We start from the raw sequence: 22,731 nt of genomic DNA, 5'->3' as shown, positions 1-22,731 counted from the left end.
ATCGCCACCGTTCAGTCCCGCAGCGCTCGGTACAGGCGGGCGGCGAGGTCTGGCCGCACCTGTTCGCTGAGGGCGCCGTAGAGGAAGGCCACGGGGCTCTCCATCCTGTCGCCCACGTACCACTGGCGCAGCCGGCTCACGGCGAGTTCCCAGATGTGGATCTCACCGCGCAGCACGGCCAGCAGGTCGGCGCAGTTCACGTCGATGCCGCTGGGGATGGAGAAGAGGGCGTCTCGCAGCCCGCCCGGCCGGACCCGGAAGCTCGCGCTGTTCAGGTCGAGGGCGTGGACCTCGTCCCCGCGCGGCGTTCCGCGCAGGTGTACGGCGAACCGTGACGGGCCGACCGGCCGGCCCAGGTACGTGTGGGTGTTGACCAGGTTCCGGCCGAGAGGGGAGAGCATGAGGAGCGGGGCGAGTCCGGCGAGTTCCTCGCGGATGAGGCGCATGTCGGCCTCGTCGACGCCGCGCTCGAAGAGGGGCGGCAGGGGAGCGCTCAGGTCGACGTCGGCACGTGCCTGCCTGTCGGAGGACTCGACGGGCACCGAGGGAGCGACCGGGGTGATCCACGAGACCCGCTCCCTGTCGACCGGGACCCGGCCGTAGGCCGCCGACTCGCCGGGCAGCAGCCCGAGCACCTTCTTGTCGATCGACAGCGCGTTGGCGACCCGCTCCAGCGCCGCGAAGTCATTCCACAGGAACTCGCCGTGCTTGCGCGGGAGTTGGACGTATCCCCCACCGCTGAGCGCGAACAGGCGGACGGAGGGCAGCAGCTCCGCCGTGTCGTTCAGGAGGGCCGACAGCAGCCCCAGTCCCGTGACTTCCGGCGCGTCCGCCGCGGGGACGGGCAGCAGGTTGTCGAACGCCCCGAGTTCACCCGCCGGAGGGACCTGGGCGTTGTGCGTGGCGATGAACACCTCGGGGGTGCAGTCGGCCGGCGTCCGGGGGCTGACGGCGGTGTCGGATTGGACGAGGACGCCACCGGGCGCGCCGGCCGGCCTGACGTAGAGGCTGGTGACGCGGCTCTCCCAGACAGGGACGTCCTTGTCGCCCTGGAGGAGCAGCACTTCGGCTCCGCCGATCTTCATCGGTTCGGCGTGGCCGAGGAGGTGCACCTCACGCCCCAGTTCCCTGAGGTGGTCGACGCAGACCTGGGGCATCAGGCGGTGCATGACGACCGGGACGTCGGCGGGGAGGCGGCGCAGTGACGGCAAGTGGAAGTGGTCGAGGTGTTCGTTGGTGACGATCACGGCGTCCACCGGCGGCATCAGGTCCGTGTCGACGCGGCGAGCCGGGTGGATCTCGAAGCGGAGTGCGGGTGAATGTCCGAAGGACGTGTCGAGGACCGGGTCGACCAGGATCCGCGCCCCTGCGACCTCCACGAGCCACGACTGCTGGCCCATGAACGTGACGGCGTCCGTCATCTACTCGATCCCCTTCGCTATGGCGTCCAGCTGAAGGTCGTACACCTTGCAGCTGATGTCCGGCCGTGCCTGCTCGCCGAGCGCGTCGAAGAGCAGGGCCACCGGTGAACCGAACGTGTCGTTGGCGTACCAGGAGTGCATGGCGATCCCGACGACGTCCCAGATCTGGAGGCTGCCGCGGAGGACGCCGGCGAAGTCGGACGCGTGGACGACCATGCCGTAGGGGTACGCCTGGAGCGTCTCCGCCAGCGGCAGGTCCGCCACCGGAAGGAAGGCGCCGCGGCCGAGGTCGAACGCGAGTGACACATCCTCGCGGTGCGAGCGGAGCAGCTTGAGCACGAGGGGCCTGGTGTCCCGGTCGGGCGCGCGAGTCGCCTCGATCAGATCCTGGCCGAGCGGGGACAGCAGGATCGCACGGGCGAGATAGGTCAGCTCCTTCTCGATGTCGCGGAGGGCGTTCTCCTCGTCCTCCGCGCTCCGCGTCGGGATGATCCGGCGCAGGGGGATGACCTCGCCGGAACCGAGGAACGCGTCCCGCCGAGCCCGGAGCTCCGCGAATCGCCGCCGGTCGGTCCCCAGCCAGGTCAGCAGGCCCGTGCGGCTGATGCCCTCCGGGCCGGCCTCCAGGATGTCACCGGGCTCGGGGCCGTAGACGTCCACCCATCGTGAGAGCGCGGAGGCGTGCTCGGCCAGTTCCTTCTGCTCGGAGAACGGAAAGGGACCCATCTGCTCGTAGTCCTTGAGGAAGCCGCCACCGCAGATCAGGAAGTGGCTGCCCCGGAAGACGGACGTCTGCTCGATGGTGCCGGCGATGATGCCCTGCAGGATCTCCAACCCGGCGAACGCCGCACGCCGCCCGTGGTGCTCGGCCATGTCCGCGGACCGCAGGTTGTCCAACGACCCGAACACACCGGGCGGCGTGATCTGCGCGTTGTTGCTCACCGCGACGACCGCCGGCCGGGGTAGTGCGCCTTCCTCGACCTGTGCCACGAACTCGTCGGAGATCAGCGCGTCGATGCCGAGGTAGACGCCGCCGATCTCCGGGTCCTCGGCGTCCCGGACGTACACCTGACTCACCCGGCTCTCCCACAGGACGGTCTCCGCCCCCGGGGGGAAGAGGGTGATCAGGACCGACCCGTACCTGTGGGTCTCGCCGAAGGCGAGTCGGTGCACGGTGAATCCGAGGGCTTCCACGGCCTCGACAGCCCGATCGATCATCAAAGGACCGACGACGATCGGAACATTGCGGTCGATTTTATCGAGGGAGGGAAGGTGATAATGGTCCGAATGCTCGTGGCTGATCACGATCGCGGACGGCACCGGCATCCGGTCCAGTGCGATGTCCCGGGGCGGATAGATCTCCACGGGACTGGACGTGTATTCCTCGCCGTATCTCGAAAGCAATATGGCGTCGATCAGTACGGGAGCGCTCTGGTCGCCCACCGAAAATCCATTGTGTCCGAGGAATCCGAGCTGCATGGGTGGCCTCCTGTGTGCCTTCGGGCCCGCCGCTTTCACGGGCGCCCCGGCCGGGGGCCGTCTGGCCCCCGGCCGAAGCGTCGACGTGCCGGTCGACTAGCGGACGTAGTGGTGGTGAACCGTCCGCTGGCCGTTCGCCTGCTTCGACTTCTTGACCGGCGCGTTTTCCAGGTCGCCGACCAGCGCCTTCAGCGCGTCCATGTCGGTCTTCTGAAGCGTCTTCGTCTCGGTGCTCGCCATCTCACTCCCTCGTTTTATTCCGTGCCGACGGCGCGGAAATCCGGGTGAATATCTGGTGTTGCCCGAAGATCATCCGAGAGCTTTGAAGAGAAAGTCAAGGCTATTTTTTCGGTCTACAGGAACAGCGATCATCTGCTCGGGAGAATTTTCGGCACGGAAAATCGACCCTGCGGCACGGGTGGCACGCAGAGGGAGGGAAAGGCGGATGAGCGGGCCGCACGGCCGGAGGGGCCGCCCGAAGGATCAGGCCCGGTGGGTGCGCTCCGGCACGCGGCCGGCCCGTGACGCGGCGGGCGCGCCGAGGGACGCGGTGCTCCATCCACTGGAGCGAAGGCGCGTACGACGTCCTCGCGAACGCTGACACATGGGTGCCACCGAACCTCTCCCGGGGAAATCCGCCCCGATAGTCAAGGTATCGACGGGGTGAGTCTCCTGACTCGGGATCGATGCTCCTCCGCGCCTTCCGACCCATCGGGTCGTGGCCGTGCGGATTCGCTCCCCCTTCACAGTGGCGGGACCGTGCCGGATTCTCACCGGCTTCCTCGTTCCACCGTCGACGGTCAACCAGCAGCATCACAGCCGATCCGGCCGCCATGCCAGAGGCATATGAGGCACAACAGCGTCGATTCTCAGCCGAAACCGGCGCTCCCGCGTACGCGAACGATCCCGGCCGAGGCCGGTGCGACACCTCCGGCCAACCGGCCCCCCGGCCTCGCCGACACGCCGGCCACCGCCCCGAGGTGACGGAGGGAGCGCGACGGACACGGCCTCTGTGCGCCCGCCCCGGCACCCGTGGCCCGACACCCGCGTCCCGCGCCGTGCGCCGGGACGCGGGTGAGGCCGGGCGGAGGAGCGGCGTATCCCCTCCGCACCGCGTCCAGGCCGTGCCGTGCCGTGCCGTGCCGTGCCGCCCGATAATCCGGTGATCGCGGCCGGTCCGATGGCGGATGCTTGACGCACCCGGAGGCGGACGGACCGCTCCGGGGGGCGGGGACGCCGGCGCACGGTCGAGCGGCACAGGCGAGGAACAGAGGAAGTGGCGGACGTGGCGGAAGTGGAAACGGCAGTGTGGGAAACGGAGCTGGCCGAGTTCTCCCGTCTGGCCCGGACGTTCGGCGCGTTGCCGATGAGGCACCCGGCACGGCTCCAGGCGGAACGCCTCGCGGACTCCCTCACCCGCGAGGGGCGCCGGCTGCGCCGCCAGGAGCGGCGGGACGGGGCGAGGGAGGCGGACGCCGCACTCCTCGCACGGACCGCCACGGGTGCCACCGTCCGCCGTGAGGACGCCCCCCTGGGCACGCCGTCCGGGAGCGGGCCCGTCGGGGAACTCCGCAGGCCGCGCCGTTGCTACGTCTGCAAGGACCTCTACCAACGGGTCGACGCCTTCTACCACATGCTCTGTCCCGCCTGCGCGGCCGAGAACCTGGCCCGGCGCGCGCTGACCACGGACCTGCGCGGCCGACGCGCGCTGCTGACGGGAGGCCGGGTGAAGATCGGTTTCCAGCTGGCGTTGATGATGCTGCGCGACGGCGCGGAGCTCGTCGTCACCTCACGCTTCCCGCACGACACCGTGAGCCGGTTCCGGGCCGCGCCCGACAGCGCCACGTGGACGGACCGACTCACCGTCGTCGGCGTCGATCTGCGGGATCCCCGCCAGGTGCTCGGCCTGTGCGAGGAACTGCGGGCGGACGGCCGCCCGCTCGACATCCTCGTCAACAACGCGGCCCAGACGCTGCGCCGCCCCCCGGAGTCCTACGCCCGCCTCGCGGCAGGGGAGCGGAAGCCGCTCCCCGCCGGCCTCGGCACGCGCGTGCACCACGCGCCCGGCTTCGCCCCGATGCCGGCCCTCGCCACCGCCTGGCCCGCCGTCGAGCTGGAGGGGGCGGGCGGACCCGGCGACGTCCTGGACGCGATCGACGAGGCGGGGTTGCTGCCGGACACCGCGCCGGAGAACTCCTGGTCCGCGCGGTTGGGCGGACTGGACCCGGCGGAGGTGCTGGAGACCCAGTTGGTCAACTCCCTGGCGCCGGCGCTGCTCTGCGACAGGTTGCTGCCGCTGCTGCTGGCCTCGCCGCGACCACGCCGCTACATCGTCAACGTCACCGCCGTCGAGGGTCGTTTCGCGGTGCGCAACAAGACGGGCGGGCACCCGCACACCAACATGGCCAAGGCCGCCCTCAACATGCTGACCCGTACCAGCGCCGCCGACCTCGCCGAACGGGGCGTGCACATGTGCGCGGTGGACACCGGTTGGATAACGGACGAGAACCCGGCCCCGAAGAAGACCCGGATCGCCGCCCACGGCTTCCGCACGCCGCTCGACGTGGTCGACGGGGCGGCACGGATCTACGACCCCATCGTGCGCGGAGAGGCGGGAGCCCCGGTCTCCGGCACCTTCCTCAAGGACTACCGGGAAGCGGCGTGGTGAGGACCACCGGCACTCCCGGCGCTCCGGCGACCGTCCACCGCGCCCAACGCGTCACGCCCTGCTCCCGGTCCGACCGACCGGCAGGGATCCGCCCGGGACGCCGTCCCGGTGGTGAGTGCGTGATCGGACGCCGGCCACAATGCGGTGGTGCGGCCACCTCACCACCGCACCTCGCGCTTGAATGAACCAAATCGGTAAGGCTGTTGGAGGGCGGGGGCGCTGTGGTCGAGTCGGTGTTGTCCATCAGAGGGCTGGGGTACGAGGTCCCGGGCCGGTCCTTGTTCGATTCGCTGGACCTGGAGGTCCGGGCGGGGGAATCCGTCGCGGTGATGGGGCCGAGCGGTTCGGGCAAGTCCACGCTGCTCTCCTGTGCCCTGGGGCTGGTCCGGCCCTCCTTCGGAACGGTGGAGGTGGGCGGGGCCGACATGACGGCCCTGCGTGGTGCCGCCCTGGCCCGACACCGCGCCGAGCACATCGGCATGGTCTTTCAGTTCGGTGAACTGCTGCCGGAACTCTCCCCCGCCGACAACGTCGCCCTGGCGGCGCTGCTGGTGGGTTCCGGGCGCAAGCGCGCCTACGGGCGGGCGCGGGAGCTGTTGACGCAGCTGGGCGTACCACTGGCGGAGTCCAGCGAGGAGCTGTCCGGCGGAGAGCGGCAGCGGGCTGCCGTGGCACGTGCGGTGATCAACTCGCCGACGCTGCTCCTCGCGGACGAGCCGACGGGCGCCCTCGACGAGGCGGCCAAGGGGAGGGTCGCGGACATCCTCTTCGACATGCCGCGGCGCCGCGGCTGCGGTCTGCTCCTGGTGACCCACGATCCGGCCCTGGCCGGCCGGGCCGACCGGATCCTCAGCCTGGGCGCGGGAGTTCTCGTCCCGGTGACGGACGGGCGGGCGACACGGCGATGACACGGCACGGCTTGGTCCTCCGACTCCTGTCCGTGGGCGCGGCCGCGGGCCGTCGCTCCGAAGCGGGGCGAGTGCGGTTCGTCGCGCTCCTCGCGGCTGCTTCGATGCTGGCCCTGGCCGTGGCGTCGGTGATCGCCACGCATGCCACCTACGAGGGGCAGTCATCGCGGGGAGCCGCGCGCACACCGGTGTTCCAGGAGGACGTACCGGGCGGTGCGGCCCACGCCACGTGGAGCGTCGCCGGCGACTCGGTACCGGGCCGCGGCCCGTACCAGGTCGTCTTCCTCACGCGGTTGACAGCGAACGCTCCGCTGCCGCCCGGCGTGGCGAGCTGGCCGCGTCCCGGCGAGGCCGTGCTCTCGCCCGCGCTGCGCGACCATCCCGCGGCGCGGGATGTCACGACCCGGTACGGCCGAACGGTGGGCACGATCGCCGCCGAGGGGCTGCAGTCGCCGGACGAACTGTTCGCCTACGTCGTACCGCTCGTTCCCGCCGTGGGGAACGACGTCCGCCGGATCATCGGCTACGGACCGTCCGTGGGACCCGCGTTCCACACCGTGGGGCAACTGGACTACGCACAGCCCGAGTGGACGTTCCTGATCATGATCGGGCTGCTGCTCGTCCTGCCCGCCGCCGTGCTGCTGATGGTCGCCGCCCGGACCGGCTCGCACACCCGCGACCGGCGCACGGCGCTGCTCGAGGTCCTCGGCGCGACACCCCGCAGCCGGGCCCTGATCGTCCTGGGCGAGGCACTCCGACCCGTCACGGCCGGCACCTTGCTCGCGCTGTGCGCCGTCGCCGCCGCGTCGACCGTGGACGTGACCCTGCCCTGGACCGGACACGTCCTCGTGGCCGGCGACCTGCTCGGCTGGTGGTGGGCGTTCTTGACGGCCGTCCTCGCGGCAGGGGCGATCGTACTGGCCGTCGTGGTCCTGACGGACCGGGCCGGCCGAAGGCCCACGACCGGCAACCGGATCAGGGGTTCCCACCGCTCCCCCCGGAAATGGGCCGTGGCCTGTCCGGTCCTGCTCGTGACCGCCGTGTTCGGCCCGGACCTCTTCGCTCCGGGAACGACCGCCTACGTCATGACCAACTGGGCCGGTACCGCCGGCACCCTGGCCACCCTCCCCGCCGCCATCGCCGTCGCGACCGGTGTCCTGGGGGGCCGACTGGCGAAGCTGGGACGCCGCTACGGGCGACCGGGGCTCCTCATCGCCGGACGACGCGCCGCCACCCACCCGGGGCCCCTGGCACGTATGACCGCAGGGGTCGTCGTCGCCATCGGGCTTCTCCTGCAAGCAGTCGCCTGGCAGGGCCAACTCGGCGAGAGCGCAAGGCTCGCGCAGGCGACGGTGAACAGCATCGGCTCGTCAGCCCTGGTCGTCCGGCCTCGCGCGGCGACGCACGACCAGCTGACCACGTTCGTCGGCTCGCTCCCCGGCGACGTGGCGGTTCTCTCGCTGTCCGTCGATCCGGAAGCCGGCCGGCTGACGGTCAGGGGGCAGTGCCCCGCACTGCAGACGCTCCGGCTGAGGTGTTCACCGGAGCCCGCGGTCCTCACGGAACCTCCCGCGGACCCGCGCATGCGCGAACTGGTGAGCTGGAACGGCGAAATCCGGGACGAGGTGAGCGTCGAGCAGACCGATCCGGTCACCTCGCCCGAGGACGGGCGCGGACTCACACAAACGGTACTCGTGTCCCGCGGCTCGACGGATCTCGCCGTACCGCAACTCAAACGGGAGGCCTACCGCGTCTTCCCCATGGGGGCCGAAGTCAGCACGATCGGCGGCGAATGGCTCACCAGCAGCAGGGTGACCCAGCTGCAAGGGCACTGGATCACCCTCCTCGGCCTCGTGGGCATCGCCATGCTCGCGGCGGCCTCCGCGCTGGCAGGCCTGGCAGAGTTCCTGCGCAACGGACGCGCGCTGGCCCCCGTGGCCACACTGACGGGCAACTCGCGCGTCCACTGGTCCACGTCCGCCCTCGGCATCCTCGTGCCCTTGACGCTGTCCGGCCTCGTGGGGTCCGTCGTCGGCGCATGGCTCGCGTTCCCCAAGACCCGATCCGGTGCCTCCTACATCAGTGGCGACCTGCTCGTCGCGTGCACTGCCGCGGTCACGCTCGTCGGCCTCGCGGGCTGGGTGTGGGGGGCGTCCGTGTCCGTCCGCCAAGCCGCGGCCTGGCGCCCCCGCGGCGAGTGAGGGGAACGCGTCGTGGTGCCGGCTCGTCCTCTGAAGGGAACGCGTTGTTGTGCCGGCTCGTCCTCCACCCTCGGCCCCTCGTGCGGGTGGGGCCGACGCCGCCGGCGAACCGTCCCCGATGTCGTCCGACCGCATGACGCCTCCTCGCGGCTCGCTCCGGTCTCCTTGGACCGCACCAGCCGGGTACCCACCCGGGTGCACCGGCCCGGAACGACCTTCCCGTGTCGAGGAGGAGCCATGACCGACACGTCCACCCCGATGCCGACCCCCGTCGACATCAGCCTGACGCCCACCCCCCTGCCCGTTCTCCCCGCCGAGCGGCTCGGATGCTCCTGCATCGCCTGCTTCCAGGCCGATCAGACCTTCACCGTCCCGCCGGAACACCGCACGGGGCGGCCCCGGGACTGACCGCACGCCCCGCTGGGACCCGTGGCGCTCCCCCGGCCCGAGACAGTCGGGCCGGGGGACCATGGCGCCCCGCACCGCGGCCGGTGGGCAGGACGGACGTGGCCCGGCCCGAGCCCCGCCCCTCAGGCGCGGGGTTCGTCCGCGCCCGGTGCGCGACCCGGGGCGACGGGGCGGGGGGTCGCGCGGGTGGCGTCCGCGGCGAGCGCGGCGACCCTCTTGCGGACCAGGAACCAGCCTCCGACGAGGGCGACCCCCACGACCGGTATGAACAGCGCGGTCCGTCCGCCGACACCGCCGTCGGAGCAGACCAGGGCGAAGACGGCGAGCAGGAAGAGGAGGGTGACGACCTGGGTGTAGGGCGCGCCCGGCAGCCGGTAGGCGGGCCTGGTGACCAGCCCCTTGCGCGAACGGCGCCAGAACGCCAGGGAACAGGTCATGATCATGCCCCAGGTGGCCAGGACGCAGAACGAGGCGAAGTTGATGACGACCTCGAACGATTCCTCGGGAACGAAGAAGTTCAGGACCACACCCGTCACGCCGAAGGCGGCCGTGAGCAGGATGCCGCCGTACGGTACCCGCCCCTTGTTCAGCCGGGCGGTGAACCGGGGCGCGGATCCCGACACGGCCATCGAGCGCAGGATGCGGCCGGTGGAGTAGAGGCCCGAGTTGAGGGAGGAGAGCGCGGCCGTGAGGACGACCAGGTTCATGATCCCGGCCGCGTCGGGGACCCCGAGCTTGACGAAGACGGTGACGAAGGGGCTCTGGCCGGCCGAATAGGCGGTGTGCGGCAGGAGGAGCGCCAGCAGCACCACGGATCCCACGTAGAAGAGGGCGATGCGCCAGATGATCGAGTTCATGGCTCCGGGCACCACGGTCCGGGCGTTCTCGGTCTCACCGGCCGCGATCCCGGACAGTTCGAGGCCCGCGTACGCGAAGACGACGCCCTGCATGACGAGCATCATCGGCAGCACCCCGGCCGGGAAGACGCCCCCGTTGCCGCTGATCGTGGCGAATCCCGGGGTGTGGCCGTCGATGGGGTGCCGGGTGGCGATCAGGAAGACGGCGACGCCCATGAAGACCAGGAGGGCGGCGACCTTGACGACGGAGAACCAGAATTCCATCTCGCCGAAGTACCGCACCGAGACGAGGTTCGCCGCGAGGACCAGGCACAGGGCGATCAGCGCCAGGACCCACTGCGGCACGCTGGTGAACAGCGACCAGAAGTGGGCGTAGGTCGCGGCGGCGGTGATGTCGGCGATGCCGGTGACGGCCCAGTTCAGGAAGTACAACCAGCCGGCCGTGTAGGCGCCCTTCTCCCCCAGGAACTCGCGGGCGTAGGAGACGAAGGCCCCCGACGAGGGGCGGTGCACGACCAGTTCGCCCAGGGCCCGCACCACCAGCACGGCGAACACCCCGCACACCGCGTAGGCGATGGCCAGGGACGGGCCCGCGTCCGCGAGCCGGCCGCCGGCGCCGAGGAACAGGCCGGTGCCGATCGCGCCCCCGATCGCGATCATGCTCACGTGCCGGGGCCTCAACCGCTTGCTGTATCCCGCGTCGCCCGCGTCCTCGTGGGCCGGTCCGGGTTGATCCCGCTCGGTCACCACCGGTGCTTCGATGTCCGCCATCAGCTGCGCTGCCTTCCTCCGCCGTGCGGTGGACTCGGCGTACGTCCCGGCCCGGGGCCGTTCGGGCCGCCCGTCGGGGCCCCTCGCGCGGGGCCCTTCGGACAGCGAACGCCTCCGGGCGCGGGGCGCGCAGCACCCGATCAGAGGAGGAGGCGGAGGATTGCGTCCGGTCGGGTCGGACCCCGCCGGGGCGCGCCGGAGCGGGTGTCCAGCGGCTCGGGTCCGGCGCCGGCCTCCGTCCGGACACGACGTCCGGGGTCGCCGTCCCTGAGTGACACGGGATCGGCCCCTGCGCCCGGGCCCGAATCGACCCCACGCGCCGTACGGGTGGTCGGGGACCTGCTCTACGGAGCCGGGGACTCTTCCACGTGCTGCTCCAGCCGCTCCGTCGCCGGCCGCGGATCACGAACCAGCCCCCGTGTGGTGCGGACGATCTCGACCACCCCGGAGACGCCGACCAGAGCCGCCAGAATCCGCAAGGGCAGCCACCCTCCCTCCAACGCCCACACCCCACAGGCGACGACCATCAGCCACGAGAACGCGGTCTTCCGCACCCACAGCTCGATCCAGTCCCCCACGACACCCCTTCCACAGACCGACTCCCACCCCTGCCAGGGCGACGCAGGAACACCGTAGACGGCACCCGTCCCCCGGGGCACAGGGGCCCACGCCCCACCGCGCGTTCGCCGACGCGGAGGGCCGAGGGCCGGCTCGCCGCGCGGCGGGACGAGCGGCGAGCCCGAGGAGCGGGTTCCTCCCCGCCGCTCCTGCGATCGGATGAACGGTCGTACCGGGCCGGCTGGGGACGATGGACCGGCTTTGCGCCACCGACCCCCGAGAGGAGCAGCTCATGAGTGAGATGCCGTTCACCTATCAGACCTTCCCGGCCGACGAGGTCATCGTCATCACCGATTGGCAGTCCGCCCTCTTCCGCGGCGACGCGGACTGAGGCGCCACCACCGAGGTGCGCGGGCCGCGCCCACCCTGGTGGGCGCGGCCTCCGCGAACACGAGGAGCGCCATGAACAGGCTGCGCTATCCCCCGGCCCGCCGTACCGCCACCGCGGACCTGCTGCGCGGCCGCCGGGTGCCCGACCCGTACCGGTGGCTGGAGGACGGTGAGAGCGAGGCGTGCGCGCGGTGGCTCGCCTCCCAGGAGGAGCTCTACGCGTCCTGCTCGGCCCGCTGGCCGACGCGCCCCGTCTTCCGCGCCCTGCTGGAGGAACTGACCGCCGCCGGCTGCTCCCTGGCACCGGTCACCTCGCCCCCGGTGGAACGCGGCACGCGGCGGTTCTTCCTGAGCCGCACCGAGCACCAGGAGCTCCCCGTCCTGATGACCGCGCGGGGGGACGGTCCCGGCCGGGTGCTGGTCGATCCCCTCGCGGTCGACCCGTCCGGCGCGACCACGCTCGACTTCTGGCGGCCGTCCTGGACGGGTCGGATGCTCACCTACCAACTCTTCGCCAAGGGGAGCGAGGAGCCGCTCCTGTACGTGCTCGACGTGGACGGCGGAGTCCGGTCCGCCACCCCGCTGCGGCCCGGACGCCCCAGCCCGGTGGCGTGGCTTCCCGACGACTCCGGCTTCTACTACGTGGCCGGGGGCGCCGATGCCCCGTCCCGGACCGTACGGCTGCACCGGCCGGGTACCACCGGCCGGCGGGACGCCGTGGTCTTCGAGACCCCGCTGCGGCAACTGTCGGTGTCCACCGACCCGGGCGGGAAGTGGCTGGCCGTCAGCTGCGCGTCCGGCGCCCAGGCCGGCAACACGGTCTACCTCGCGGACCTGACCCGCGGCGCTCCGCAGGCTCCGGAACTGCGGTCGGTGTACGACGGGACCGGTGACGGGACCCAGGCCCTGGTCAGGTTCGGGCCGGGCGGCCACCTCTACGCGATCACGACCCGTGGCGCCCCGGGCGGCCGCGTGTGCGTCCTGACGCGGACGGCCGCGTCCGCCGGCGGACCCCGCACCCGGACCCGGGCCTGGAACTGGAACTGGAACTGGAGCGACCTCATCACGCTGCCGACCGGGCAGGCGCTGTCCGGCTGCGTGGCGCTCACCGACCCCCGGAACGGCGCCGTCCACTACCTGGTCACGGCGACCGAGGGCGGAAGCACCCTGCTCGACCTGTACGACGCCCGGGGCCGGCGGCTCCGCACGGTGCCCGTGCCCGGCGACGGGCCGGCCACGCTCTCCCACCTGACCGCGCCGCCCGGCGAAGCGGACCACGCGTGGTTCGTGCACACCGACTTCCTGCACGCCCCGGCCGTCCACCGCTTCTCCCTGGCCGATCGCTCCGTGAGCGGTCCGGGATCCGGCCGACGTACGACCGGTGGCGGACCGAGCGTCCGTCAGGTGACCTACCGCTCGGACGACGGGACCGAGATCCCGATGTACCTGGTCCTGCCGCCGTCCGGTCCCGGCGGCGGCCCGCGGCCCACGCTGCTGACCGCGTACGGCGGCTTCGGCCTCACGGCCGCGCCCACGTACAGCCCGACCCTGCTGGCCTGGGTCCGGGCAGGCGGGGTCTACGCCGTCGCGGGCGTGCGCGGCGGCGGGGAGAAGGGGGCCGTGTGGCACGCCGCCGGCCGGCGCCGCAACAAGCCCAACGCCTTCGCCGACTTCGCCGCCGCGGCACGGTGGCTCACCCGGCAGGGCTGGACGACCCCGCGGCAGCTCGCCGTTCGCGGCTCGTCCCACAGCGGGCTCACCGTCGCCGTGGCCATCACGCGCGATCCGGCCCTGTACGCCGCCGCCGTCTGCTCGGACGCCCTCGCCGACATGGTCCGCTACCCCCGCTTCGGCCTGGGCACCTGGTGGCTCGACGAGTTCGGCGACCCGGACGACCCGAGGGACCTCGACACCCTGCTCGGCTATTCCCCGTACCACCACGTGGAGGCGACCACCCCCTATCCGGCGGTGCTCCTGACCGGACCGCGCCGTGACCCGAGGGTCGGCGAGGCCCACCTCAGGAAGTTCACGGCCGCCCTGCAGTTCGCGACCGGCTCGACCGCGCCGGTCCTGCTGCGCACCGAGCACGACGTCGGCCACGGCGGTACCCGGGCGGCTTCCGGACTGATCGCCCTCCAGGCCGACTCACTCGCCTTCTGCGCCGCCCACACCGGTCTCGTGCCGCACGGCGAACGGGTGCCGCCGCGCTCCGCTTGACTCCGTCGGGCGGTGTCCGCTCAGGCCTCGGGTCCGGGGGCGAGGGCGATCAGGGCGCCGGCGATCCGGTCGAGACGATCGGGCGCGAGGGAGTAGAGGACGTAGTAGCCCTCGCGCCGGTGGGTGGTGAGTCCGGCCCGGGTGAGCTGGTGCAGGTGGCGGGAGGTCACCGAAGGGGACAGGCCGAGGAGGGTGGCGAGTTCCTGGGTGGTGCGGCTCTGGGCGGCGAGGTGGGTGACGATCTGCAGGCGTGGGGCGGCCGCCAGGGCCCGGAGCGCGGTCAGGGTGTCCTCCTGGCTGGTGGGGCGGGAGGTCGAGGCGGGGGCGAGCGGCAGGGCGGGGTAGGTGATCCGCAGGGGCCAGGGGTCGTCGCAGGTGACGCGGACGTGGGGCCAGACGTAGTGGCCGGCCGTGAACGTCACGGGGTGGTCGCGGGTGACGGTGATGTCGTGGTCGTGCGGGCGGTCGAGTCGCAGGGTGCGCCGCCCGGGGTCGACGCGGATCCGGGGGACGAGGGAGCGCAGCATCGGGAACAGGCCCTGGTGGGCGATCAGGGTTCCGGAGCGGGCGATCGACTCGTACAGGGAGGGCTCGATGCGCTCCCACTCGTGGGCGAAGGCGGCCTCCCAGTAGTCCTGGAGGACGCCGAGCACGTCGTCGAGTACGGGACGGGGGTCGGTGAGGACGGCCTCCAGCCGTGCCGCCCGGCCGGGGTCGCCGCGCCGGTATTCGGCGAGGACCGCGTCGCGGGCGGCGGGGTCGTCGACGAGGTCGTCCCCGGTGTGGCGGGTGGTGTCGACGAGGGTTCGGGCGAGCTCGGTGGCCAGCAGCCCGGGCGGCAGGGCCCGTACGGCCGCGAGCTGGTCCGCGAAGTCGACGTCGTGATCACCGGCGCGGACCTCGAAGAGGGCGGGGACGTAGTCGGCCACGACGAAACCGTGCTCGCGCATCCGCCGGCGCAGGGCCGGGGGCAGACCTCTGCACCGCCGGACCCAGGGGACGTGCAGGGCGTGGTGGCCGGGGTCGGTCAGGACGTGCCAGGAGTGGACGGCTTCGAGCAGGGGCGAGACGGAGAAGGCGATGTCCTCCTCGGCCGTCTCGGTGAAGCGCAGGGTGATCACGATTGCAGGATTCCACAATCAGTTGATCAGGACCCCACGCGTCGATCAGGCTCGGGGCAGACCACGCGGACCGCGCCCCGTCCGGCCGCGGGTCGACTTCCCCCCTCCCGAGCCGAAGGCCGCTTGATCTCCGTGAACACCCCCGAAGCGCCCTGGCGGGCCGTGCTGGACGCGGCCGGCTGCCCGTACACCGTCCACGCGCACACCGCCGCGCGGAGCGTGCCCGAGCGCCGGGCCCTGCCCTTCCCCTGGACGCAGGCGGTCAAGACGCTCGCCCTCACCACCCCGGACACCCCCCTGCTGCTCGTGGCGCTGCGCGCGGAGGACCGGGTGGACTTCGCCCGCCTGGCGGCTCTGCTGGGTACCGGCCGCTCCCTGCTGCGGGCGGCGGACGCCGACCTGCTCGCGGCGGAGGGGCTGGTACCCGGGGGCATCGCGCCGGTCAGCCACCGGCCCGGCGTGTGGTGCCTGATCGACACCGCGGTCGGCGTACCGGAACGGACCGTCTACTGCGGTGCCGGGGCGGCGGACCGCACCCTTCGGATCGACTCCGCCGCCCTGACCCGCCTGCCGCGCGCCCGGGTGGCCTCCTTCTCCCGGTAGCTCCCTCCGGGGCCTGCCGGACCCGCCCCTCGTCACACCTCACACCTCACACCTCGCACCACGCACCTCGCACCACGCGCGGCCCACACCGACCGCGCCGCACAGATCAGGAAGCACCGGCCCATGGTGAGTACGGAAAACCTTCTCGCGTTCGCGGCGATGTCCTTCGTCGTGATCGTGATCCCCGGACCGAGCGTCCTGTTCGTCGTCGGCCGTGCCCTCGCCGACGGCCGCCGTGCCGCGCTCGCCACCGTCCTGGGCAACCTCCTGGGCTCCTACGCCCTCGTCCTCGCCGTCTCGCTCGGTCTCGGCGCCCTGATCCAGGGTTCCGCCACCGTGTTCACCGCCGTGAAGCTGGCCGGCGCCGCCTACCTCGTCCACCTCGGTGTCCAGGCCTACCGCCACCGCGGCCGGCTGCGCGCCGTCGTGGCCCACGGGCAGGGTGAGCGGCGCGGTGATCTGCGCACCGTCCTGGACGGCCTGCTGGTGGGCGCCACCAACCCGAAAGGGCTGGTCTTCTTCGCCGCCGTCCTGCCACAGTTCGTGAACCACGACGCCGGGGGCGTCCCGCTGCAGATGATGGTCCTCGGCCTGGTCCCGGCCGGGATCGGCCTGGTCTGCGACACGCTGTGGGGACTGGGGGCCTCCGCGGCCCGGACCTGGTTCACCGGCTCCGACCGCCGGCTTTCGACGATCGGCGGCGCGGGCGGCATCGCCATGATCGGCCTCGGGCTCACCGTGGCCACCACCCGCCAGTGACTCCTGTCGGGAGAGGCGGCGGCGAAGCCGACCGGGCTCCCGCCACCGCGACCGGGCGGGACCGGGGAGGGGTCAGGGGCGTCCGTCAACCGTTCTCGGGGTGATCGGGACGACGGCCCGCCACCGTCCGTCGGCCCGCCCGGCGTCGTCCTGCCGGTACTCCGGTCGGACGACGCCCCGCCGAGGGGCCCGGGCCTTCACTGGACCCATCGGCCAGAACCCGGCCCCACCGAAGGTCCCCCACCCTGGAGGAACACACCATGCGCACGTCCCGAGCTCTCACCACCGCCGTCCTGACCGGCACCGTCGTCCTGGCCGGCGCAGCCCTCACCGCCACGGCGGCGAGCGCGGCACCGGTCACCACGTCGCCGCAGGCGTCGGGGTTCGATCTGCAGGGAGGTACGAAGCACCTGAACCTGCCGGCCGGGGAGAAGGCCATCAAGCTGCCCGCGGGCGAGAAGGCCATCAACCTGCCGGCGGCCGAGAAGGCCATCAACCTGCCCGCAGGCGAAAAGGCCATCAACCTGCCGGCGGGCGAGAAGGCCATCAACCTGCCGGCGGGCGAAAAGCGTCTGGATCTCCCGGCGAACGTCCTCAACGTTCCGAACAACGTGCTGAACCTTCCCCACACGGTGGTCCGGGCCTGAGCCCCTTCGGTCCCCGAGGGCCCGGTGCCGGACGGCACCGGGCCCTTCCGCATTTCCCGGCCCCCCGGGCAGCCCCGCGCGCTGCCGCGCCCCCGGACCCCGGACGGCACGGCGCTCGACGAGTCGTCCTCGCCGGTCACGTCCGCTCTACGGGAGAACGACGCGTCGAGAGGGCACGTACCGCACCCACACGTACGACGAACCCCGCGCGCCGGCCGTTCGACACCGTCGTCGGGACCCGGCCGCCGCGTGGACGACGTTCGTCACCGGGCCCGTGGCCGCCTCGACCTCACGACCTCACGCTCGTCCCGTCCGCCCTACGAACGGAGGACGCGGTCGGCCGCCGCGCGTCCCTAGCGTGGTCGCGAGCACCGAGCACCGAGCACCGAGCACCGAGCACAGCGCCCGCGAACCGGCGGGCCGAGAGGAGTTCCGATGAACGCACACGACCTCGCCGACGCCTTCCGCCTCGACCCGCGCGTCGACGCCGTGGACGGCCGCACGGCCGATTCCGCGGACCTCGCCGGCCGCGACCTGTCCGTTCCCGACTGGATGACGACCGGCTGCGCCGACCCGGGCCCCGCCCGGCGGCAACCGGACCGCCGGTAGGACCGGGCCCGGGAAGGGCCGGCGGGCGGTCTCGGCCGAAACCCCCGCGCGCGCGGCCGCCGCGATCCGGCCCCTTCCGTAGGAAGCAGGACCACCAGATGCGACGACGAGTCTTCGAAGCGGGCCCCGGAGCGCTGGCCCGCATTCCCCTGCGGCCCTTCGCGGCACGCCCCGAGCACGGACAGCGGGTGCTGGAGGAGGCCCTGCTGCTCGCCGCCCCGGACCTGTGCGGGCGGGCCGGCCCGGCCGCGGGCGGGGACGCGGGGCGCGCACGGTCCCTGCGTTCCTACGAGATCCGCTCGCGCACCCGCCCGACCCCCAGCGGCGTCTTCAGCGGCATCGCCCCGGTCCGGTTCGCCCCGCGGGAGTCCGCGGCCGGGGACGCCGGCGCCGAGCGGCTGCTCCTGCGCTCGGCCCACCGGGCCGTCACCGCGCCGAGCGGGCCGTGGCTCGCCGAGATCGCGGACCGGATGCTCGACGACCCCGCCGTCCTCGACCGCATCGCCCTCACCACCGACAACACCCTCCGCGCCGTCGACGGCAGGTTCGAGGTCGAGTCCGCGCCCGCGGGCGGCGCACGCGGCGTGCACAGCGTCCGTGACACCCCCGTGTCGAGAAGGGTGCTCGGCGCATGCGCCGACGGCCTGCCGGCGGTCGCCGTCCTCGCCCTCCTGCGTGGGCTCCTCGACGACGCCCCGGAGCCGGGCGGCGAGCCGGCTCCGGGTGCGGCCACGGCCGGGCGCAGGGCCGCCGTCGAGGCGACGGCCCGTCGGTCGCTGCTCCAGCTGGTCCGGTCCGGACTCCTCCTGACCGACCTGACCCCCGACGGCCCGCCCCACCTCACACTCGCCCGCCTCGCCTCCCTCACCCGTCCCGGCGACTCCTGGTCCGTCCTGCCGCGGCTGCGGGACCTGCTCGCCCGTGCCGACGTCCACCCGCCCGGCCATCCCCGACGCGGGGAACTGCTGCGGCGGGCGGTCGCGTTGATGCGGGATCCGAGGCCGTCCGGCAGGCCCCTGGTGGCCGACACCCGGGCCGACGCCGTGCTCGTACTGCCGGGACGGCTGGCCGAGCAGGCCGCCGAGGCCGCCTCCGTGCTGTGGCGCACCGCGCACACGAGACCCCCGCTGACCGACTACCACCGACGGTTCGTCGGGACGTACGGCGTCCACCGCATGGTCCCCCTGACCGAGGTCCTGGACCCGGCCCGCGGCCTGGGTCCCCCGGAACCGGGCGACGGGTTGGGCGCCGTCGACGAGCTCGGGCCCGACCGCCTGGCGCTGCTCGCCCGACTCGCCGTGGGAGGGGGCGCGGACAACGAGGTCGTGCTCACCGAGGATCTGGTGGACCGGCTCGCCTCGCCGCGCACCGAACCCCCGCCGCGTTCGGCGGAGATCCACGTCCGGGTGGTGCGCGAGGCCGCGGGGCCGCTGCGGCCGGCCGTCTGCCCGGCCACCGGTGCCCAGCAGGCGGGTTCGGCCGCCGCCCGGTTCGCCGCGCTCGGTCTCGCGGACGAGGTGCCCCGCCCCGCGGACGGACTCGTCGCGCACGTGGCGTGCCGGCCGCTCTCCCCCGCGGCGGTCGCGCTCGCGCCCGCCTCCGACGGCCCCGGGCCGCGCATCGCGGTCGGTGTGCCGCCGCGGCCGGGTGACCTCGTCCCCGCCGACCTGTACGTCGCCTCCGACGGGCGCGGGCTCGTCCTGTGGTCGGCGCGGCTCGGCCGGCGGGTCGTCCCCGTCGTCCCGCACCGCCTGACCCCCGAACTGCTGCCCGAAGCGGCCCGGTTGCTGCGGTTGCTCGGGCACGCGGGCACCCGCCCCTGGCACACCTGGTCGTGGGGGCCGTACGACGAGCTGCCCGCCACCCCGCGCGTCCGCCACCGGGACGTGGTCCTCGCCCCGGCCCGCTGGACCCTGCCCGCCACGCTCGTCGAAGCGGCGGACCGGGCAGCGGTGTTCGCGGCCCGGCTCGACGACTGGCGCGCGCGGACCAGCCCGTCCCCGCCCCGGCACGTGACGGTGGAGGAGGCCGACCGGTTTCTGCCGCTGGACCTCGACGACCCCCGCGACCGGGAGATCCTGCGCACCCGCGCACGGCACGGGGTGCGGGCCCTGCTGGAGCCGCTCGGCGCCGGCGCCGATCCGGCGGTGGTGCAGGGCCCCGACGGCGCCCACCTCCTCGAAGTCGTGGTCCCGCTCCACCGGGCCCCGGAGGCCGGGGACGACTCCGTACGCCTCGACCCGCGCTGCGCGCCCCGGCCCCGGCGGCGGCCCGGGGACGAGCCCCCGTCCGCGCACGCGCAGTGGCTGTCGCTGGCGGTTCGGGTACCCGCCGCGCGGCAGGACTCCGCGCTCCGCCGCCTCTCGGAGACCGTGGCCGGGCTCTCGGCGCGGGAACCGACCCCGTTCTTCTTCCTCCGCTACGCGACGCCCGACTTCGGTCCGCACCTGCGGGTCCGCTTCGCGGCCTGCCCGGGGGTGCGGGAGTCGGTGCTGCGGCAGGCCGCCGAGCGCTGGGCCGCAGAGCTGCGATCCCTCGGGCTGGCGGGTACGGCCCGCTGGGAGACGTACGTACCGGAGGTCGAGCGGTACGGCGGGCCCGACTGCGTGCCGGCCGCCGAAGCCGTGTTCGCGGCCGACAGCGCCCTGGTCCTGGCAACGCTCGACGCGCACCCCTCGCCCACGCACGACCGGCTGGTCCTGCTCGCGGCGGCCGGGGCGGTGGCCGTGGCGCGCCTGCTGGCGGAGGGTTCACCGCGAGCGGTGGCCGCCACCGCGCTGGGCCCGGAGGTACGCCGCCGGCGCGAGGCGCTCCGGGGCCCCTTCCGGGACTTCCTGTCCGGGGCGACGGCCGGCGGTACGGGCCCGCGGGCGGCCTGGCAGGCCCGCGAGAGCGCGCTGGCCGCGTACCGTTCGGCGCTCACGGCGGACCGGGAGACGTGCCCGGTCCGCCCGGTCCGGCCCGCCCCCACGGCCACCGACATCGCGGAGCTGTGTGCCTCCGACGTCATCCACCTGCACGTGAACCGGCTGCTGGGCCCGGATCCCGCGACGGAGCGCCTCGTACGCTCCCTCGCCTCGGACGCCCTGCACCGGAGGTGATCACGTGCCCCTCACGCGCGAGGCCGCCGCGACGATCGCCCTGGACGTCGCGGCCGCTCTCGCCGACCCGTGCGAGGTCGCGCGGCGGCTGCCCGCCGAACGGGCCCACACCCTGGGCGGCGGGCTCGCGGGCACCGCCCTGCTGCACGCCCGGCTGAGCACGGTCGAACCGGCCTGCGTACGACGCGCCACCGCGCATTGGGAGTCGGCCGCCGAGGCGCTGCACCGGTACGGGCCGGGCGGCCCGGACGGAGTGTTCCATGGGCGCGGCGGACTCGCCGCCTCCCTGATCGTCGGAGCCGGGCTCCTTCCGCGCGGCACCGTTCCCGAGGACGCGGTCCGCGCGGCGACCCGCTGGCTCTCCGACCGGGCCGAGGCGATCGCGGCCCGGACACCACCGCCGGGCCGGGCGCCGGTGCACGACGTCATCAGCGGGCTCAGCGGCATCGGGCGGCTGCTGCTCGCCGCGTCGCGGGGCGGCCGGCCCGCGGAAGCGGCTCCCGGGCTGACGGCGGCCCTGACCCGGCTGACCCGCACGCTCCTGGAGGCGACACCGCACCGGCCGGCCCGTGCTCCGGGCACGCGTGTGGACACCGGCATGGCCCACGGCGTCGCCGGGCCGCTGGCGCTGCTCTCCCTGGCCGAGTCCGGGGGCGTGACCGGACCCGGACGGCTCGCCGCCGTCGAAGCCGCCGCCGACTGGCTGCTGGAGCGGCGCGACGGCGACTCCTGGCCCCCCTGGACCCCGAACGCGCCGGCGAACGGCCGCCGCGACGCCTGGTGTTACGGGACGCCGGGCATCGCCCGCGCGCTGGACCTCGCCTCGTCCGCCACCGGACGGGACCGGTACGCGGAAGCGGGCCGCGCCGCCCTGCGCTCCCTCGCGGACCGGCCCCCCGACGCCTGGGACACCCGCGGAGCGGGCCTGTGCCACGGCACGGCCGGCGTGCTCCAGGCAGCCCTGCGCGTCGACTGCGCGGAGCCCGCCGAGGCGGCGGCCGGGGCGACCGAGCGGCTCCTCGCCGAGGGCGCGGGAGGGGACCCGGGTCTCCTCAGCGGTGCTTGCGGCGCGGCCCTGGCCCTGGCCCAGTACGCCCGCCTCCCGGTCCGGGCCCGCGGAGCGGCGCCCTGGGACTGCCTGCTGCTGACGGCCTGACGCCGGGCGGTCGCCGATGCCCCGGCGGGCGCGGCTTCGTGCGGCAGCCACCCGTTCGGCCTACCGCGTCCCGGGCGTCGACGAGCGCAGGTCACCCGTTCGGGGCAAGCTTGAGGCAGGTGGCCTCCGCCGTCGCGATCCCGTGAATGCCGCACCGTCGGGAGTCTTCATGGCCGTGATCGTTCTGCTGCTCCTGGCGGCGTTGCCGCTCATCCCCTTCGGGCTGGACTGGTGGGAGGACTTCCTGTTCCCTCCGAACGACGACCCCAACCCCTCGACGGAAGCCTCGGCGGGGTTCCCCGAACGGTGACACGACGATCCACCGTTCAGCTGCTCTACCGTTCGGCTGCTCTACCGTTGGGCTGCTCGGGCGATGGGCGAACGAGCCTCAGGAAGACATCGCCGCGCGCTCGGCCGAGCTGCGCAGAACGCAGAACTCATTGCCTTCGGGGTCGGCGAGGACGGCCCAGCCGCCACCATCGGGTTCCCGGCGATCGGCGACGAGGGTGGCACCGAGGCCCAGCAGTCGCTCGACCTCCTCTTCGCGGGAGGTCTCGGGGCGCAGGCACAGGTGGATCCGGTTCTTGATCGTCTTCGGCTCCGGCACCTGGTTGAAGTACAGCTGCGGGCCCTCCGGCAGGGTCACCGCGGTCTCCACGTCACCCGGCTCGCTCCCCGGATGCAGCGGACTACCGAGCGCCTCGCTCCAGAACCGAGCCAGCTCATAGGCATCCACACAGTCGACCGCCACGTTCTGCACCACCGAAACCATGTACGAGATCCTGCCCGGAGCTCCGTTCGGTCGGCAACCCACCACGTTCCGGTTTCATGATCGGAATGTGGTCCGTAGCATGGAC

At 73.5% G+C, this 22,731-nt stretch carries 19 protein-coding genes and 1 riboswitch; of the genes, 12 read left to right on the top strand and 7 right to left on the bottom strand.

All coding sequences use genetic code 11. From position 1 onward, the window contains the following. Positions 1-11: 11 nt before the first annotated feature. The 3 genes from ACZ6ZI_RS21295 to ACZ6ZI_RS21285 all read right to left on the bottom strand — a co-directional run bounded on the left by ACZ6ZI_RS21295 (position 12) and on the right by ACZ6ZI_RS21285 (position 3,140). Positions 12-1,421, bottom strand: coding sequence for an MBL fold metallo-hydrolase (locus ACZ6ZI_RS21295; RefSeq protein ID WP_469523128.1), 1,410 nt, complete (start codon positions 1,419-1,421; stop codon positions 12-14). Then, positions 1,422-2,900, bottom strand: a complete 1,479-nt coding sequence (locus tag ACZ6ZI_RS21290; RefSeq protein WP_469523125.1) for an MBL fold metallo-hydrolase — start codon at positions 2,898-2,900, stop codon at positions 1,422-1,424. It lies immediately after the preceding gene. 96 nt (positions 2,901-2,996) lie between these two features. After that, complete coding sequence (locus ACZ6ZI_RS21285; protein WP_469523121.1) at positions 2,997-3,140, bottom strand: hypothetical protein; 144 nt, start codon at positions 3,138-3,140, stop codon at positions 2,997-2,999. Positions 3,141-3,544: 404 nt separating this feature from the next. Then, a riboswitch (cobalamin riboswitch) is annotated at positions 3,545-3,724 on the bottom strand. 542 nt (positions 3,725-4,266) lie between these two features. On the opposite strand from ACZ6ZI_RS21285, the gene ACZ6ZI_RS21280 reads away from it, so the two are divergent. The 4 genes from ACZ6ZI_RS21280 (at position 4,267) to ACZ6ZI_RS21265 (ending at position 9,085) form a co-directional block, all read left to right on the top strand. Next, positions 4,267-5,568: an SDR family oxidoreductase gene (locus ACZ6ZI_RS21280; RefSeq protein ID WP_469523451.1), complete on the top strand. Its 1,302-nt coding sequence runs from the start codon at positions 4,267-4,269 to the stop codon at positions 5,566-5,568. Between the two features lie 278 nt (positions 5,569-5,846). Further along, complete coding sequence (locus tag ACZ6ZI_RS21275; protein WP_469523118.1) at positions 5,847-6,476, top strand: ABC transporter ATP-binding protein; 630 nt, start codon at positions 5,847-5,849, stop codon at positions 6,474-6,476. Positions 6,477-6,487: 11 nt separating this feature from the next. Continuing rightward, positions 6,488-8,677 (top strand): FtsX-like permease family protein, encoded by a 2,190-nt coding sequence (locus tag ACZ6ZI_RS21270; RefSeq protein WP_469523116.1) that lies wholly within the window; start codon positions 6,488-6,490, stop codon positions 8,675-8,677. A gap of 237 nt (positions 8,678-8,914) precedes the next feature. Further along, positions 8,915-9,085, top strand: coding sequence for a hypothetical protein (locus ACZ6ZI_RS21265; RefSeq protein WP_469523111.1), 171 nt, complete (start codon positions 8,915-8,917; stop codon positions 9,083-9,085). Between the two features lie 122 nt (positions 9,086-9,207). Here ACZ6ZI_RS21265 and ACZ6ZI_RS21260 read toward each other — a convergent pair whose 3' ends face one another. Further along, positions 9,208-10,713, bottom strand: a complete 1,506-nt coding sequence (locus ACZ6ZI_RS21260) for an amino acid permease (protein WP_469523109.1) — start codon at positions 10,711-10,713, stop codon at positions 9,208-9,210. Between the two features lie 344 nt (positions 10,714-11,057). Beyond that, entirely contained in the window at positions 11,058-11,291 is a 234-nt protein-coding gene (locus ACZ6ZI_RS21255; RefSeq protein WP_469523108.1) for a hypothetical protein, read from the bottom strand. Between the two features lie 442 nt (positions 11,292-11,733). Between ACZ6ZI_RS21255 and ACZ6ZI_RS21250 the strand changes: the two genes are divergently transcribed. Then, entirely contained in the window at positions 11,734-13,878 is a 2,145-nt protein-coding gene (locus ACZ6ZI_RS21250; RefSeq protein ID WP_469523105.1) for a prolyl oligopeptidase family serine peptidase, read from the top strand. A 20-nt stretch (positions 13,879-13,898) separates the two neighbouring features. On the opposite strand, the gene ACZ6ZI_RS21245 is transcribed toward ACZ6ZI_RS21250, so the two are convergent. Next, positions 13,899-14,999, bottom strand: a complete 1,101-nt coding sequence (locus ACZ6ZI_RS21245; protein WP_469523103.1) for an ArsR/SmtB family transcription factor — start codon at positions 14,997-14,999, stop codon at positions 13,899-13,901. Positions 15,000-15,131: 132 nt separating this feature from the next. Here ACZ6ZI_RS21245 and ACZ6ZI_RS21240 point away from each other — a divergent pair, with 132 nt between their 5' ends. The 7 genes from ACZ6ZI_RS21240 to ACZ6ZI_RS21210 all read left to right on the top strand — a co-directional run bounded on the left by ACZ6ZI_RS21240 (position 15,132) and on the right by ACZ6ZI_RS21210 (position 22,184). Continuing rightward, positions 15,132-15,602, top strand: coding sequence for an aminoacyl-tRNA deacylase (locus ACZ6ZI_RS21240; RefSeq protein ID WP_469523101.1), 471 nt, complete (start codon positions 15,132-15,134; stop codon positions 15,600-15,602). A gap of 123 nt (positions 15,603-15,725) precedes the next feature. Continuing rightward, complete coding sequence (locus ACZ6ZI_RS21235; RefSeq protein ID WP_469523098.1) at positions 15,726-16,361, top strand: LysE family translocator; 636 nt, start codon at positions 15,726-15,728, stop codon at positions 16,359-16,361. Between the two features lie 260 nt (positions 16,362-16,621). After that, positions 16,622-17,008, top strand: coding sequence for a hypothetical protein (locus ACZ6ZI_RS21230; RefSeq protein ID WP_469523095.1), 387 nt, complete (start codon positions 16,622-16,624; stop codon positions 17,006-17,008). Between the two features lie 435 nt (positions 17,009-17,443). Next, positions 17,444-17,617 (top strand): hypothetical protein, encoded by a 174-nt coding sequence (locus ACZ6ZI_RS21225; protein WP_469523092.1) that lies wholly within the window; start codon positions 17,444-17,446, stop codon positions 17,615-17,617. A gap of 98 nt (positions 17,618-17,715) precedes the next feature. Next, entirely contained in the window at positions 17,716-20,718 is a 3,003-nt protein-coding gene (locus ACZ6ZI_RS21220) for a lantibiotic dehydratase (protein WP_469523090.1), read from the top strand. A 4-nt stretch (positions 20,719-20,722) separates the two neighbouring features. After that, a complete protein-coding gene (locus ACZ6ZI_RS21215) occupies positions 20,723-21,874 on the top strand; it encodes a lanthionine synthetase LanC family protein (RefSeq protein ID WP_469523087.1) in 1,152 nt (383 codons plus the stop codon). 169 nt (positions 21,875-22,043) lie between these two features. Continuing rightward, complete coding sequence (locus ACZ6ZI_RS21210) at positions 22,044-22,184, top strand: hypothetical protein (protein ID WP_469523084.1); 141 nt, start codon at positions 22,044-22,046, stop codon at positions 22,182-22,184. A 78-nt stretch (positions 22,185-22,262) separates the two neighbouring features. Here the strand turns inward: ACZ6ZI_RS21210 and ACZ6ZI_RS21205 are convergent, their stop codons facing one another. Further along, a complete protein-coding gene (locus tag ACZ6ZI_RS21205) occupies positions 22,263-22,646 on the bottom strand; it encodes a VOC family protein (protein ID WP_469523082.1) in 384 nt (127 codons plus the stop codon). Positions 22,647-22,731 lie beyond the last annotated feature (85 nt).

Source organism: Streptomyces sp. NPDC103540, assembly GCF_055584445.1.
This window is presented reverse-complemented; position numbering and strand designations above follow the sequence as displayed.

Excerpts from the sequence above, each read along its gene's own strand:
- ACZ6ZI_RS21280 (WP_469523451.1), top strand. The coding sequence starts at position 4,267 with ATGAGGCACCCGGCACGGCTCCAGGCGGAACGCCTCGCGGACTCCCTC.
- ACZ6ZI_RS21285 (WP_469523121.1), bottom strand. The coding sequence starts at position 3,140 with ATGGCGAGCACCGAGACGAAGACGCTTCAGAAGACCGACATGGACGCG.
- ACZ6ZI_RS21210 (WP_469523084.1), top strand. The coding sequence starts at position 22,044 with ATGGCCGTGATCGTTCTGCTGCTCCTGGCGGCGTTGCCGCTCATCCCC.
- ACZ6ZI_RS21225 (WP_469523092.1), top strand. The coding sequence starts at position 17,444 with ATGAACGCACACGACCTCGCCGACGCCTTCCGCCTCGACCCGCGCGTC.
- ACZ6ZI_RS21220 (WP_469523090.1), top strand. The coding sequence starts at position 17,716 with ATGCGACGACGAGTCTTCGAAGCGGGCCCCGGAGCGCTGGCCCGCATT.
- ACZ6ZI_RS21295 (WP_469523128.1), bottom strand. The coding sequence starts at position 1,421 with ATGACGGACGCCGTCACGTTCATGGGCCAGCAGTCGTGGCTCGTGGAG.
- ACZ6ZI_RS21290 (WP_469523125.1), bottom strand. The coding sequence starts at position 2,900 with ATGCAGCTCGGATTCCTCGGACACAATGGATTTTCGGTGGGCGACCAG.
- ACZ6ZI_RS21250 (WP_469523105.1), top strand. The coding sequence starts at position 11,734 with ATGAACAGGCTGCGCTATCCCCCGGCCCGCCGTACCGCCACCGCGGAC.
- ACZ6ZI_RS21265 (WP_469523111.1), top strand. The coding sequence starts at position 8,915 with ATGACCGACACGTCCACCCCGATGCCGACCCCCGTCGACATCAGCCTG.
- ACZ6ZI_RS21205 (WP_469523082.1), bottom strand. The coding sequence starts at position 22,646 with ATGGTTTCGGTGGTGCAGAACGTGGCGGTCGACTGTGTGGATGCCTAT.
- ACZ6ZI_RS21260 (WP_469523109.1), bottom strand. The coding sequence starts at position 10,713 with ATGGCGGACATCGAAGCACCGGTGGTGACCGAGCGGGATCAACCCGGA.
- ACZ6ZI_RS21235 (WP_469523098.1), top strand. The coding sequence starts at position 15,726 with ATGGTGAGTACGGAAAACCTTCTCGCGTTCGCGGCGATGTCCTTCGTC.
- ACZ6ZI_RS21230 (WP_469523095.1), top strand. The coding sequence starts at position 16,622 with ATGCGCACGTCCCGAGCTCTCACCACCGCCGTCCTGACCGGCACCGTC.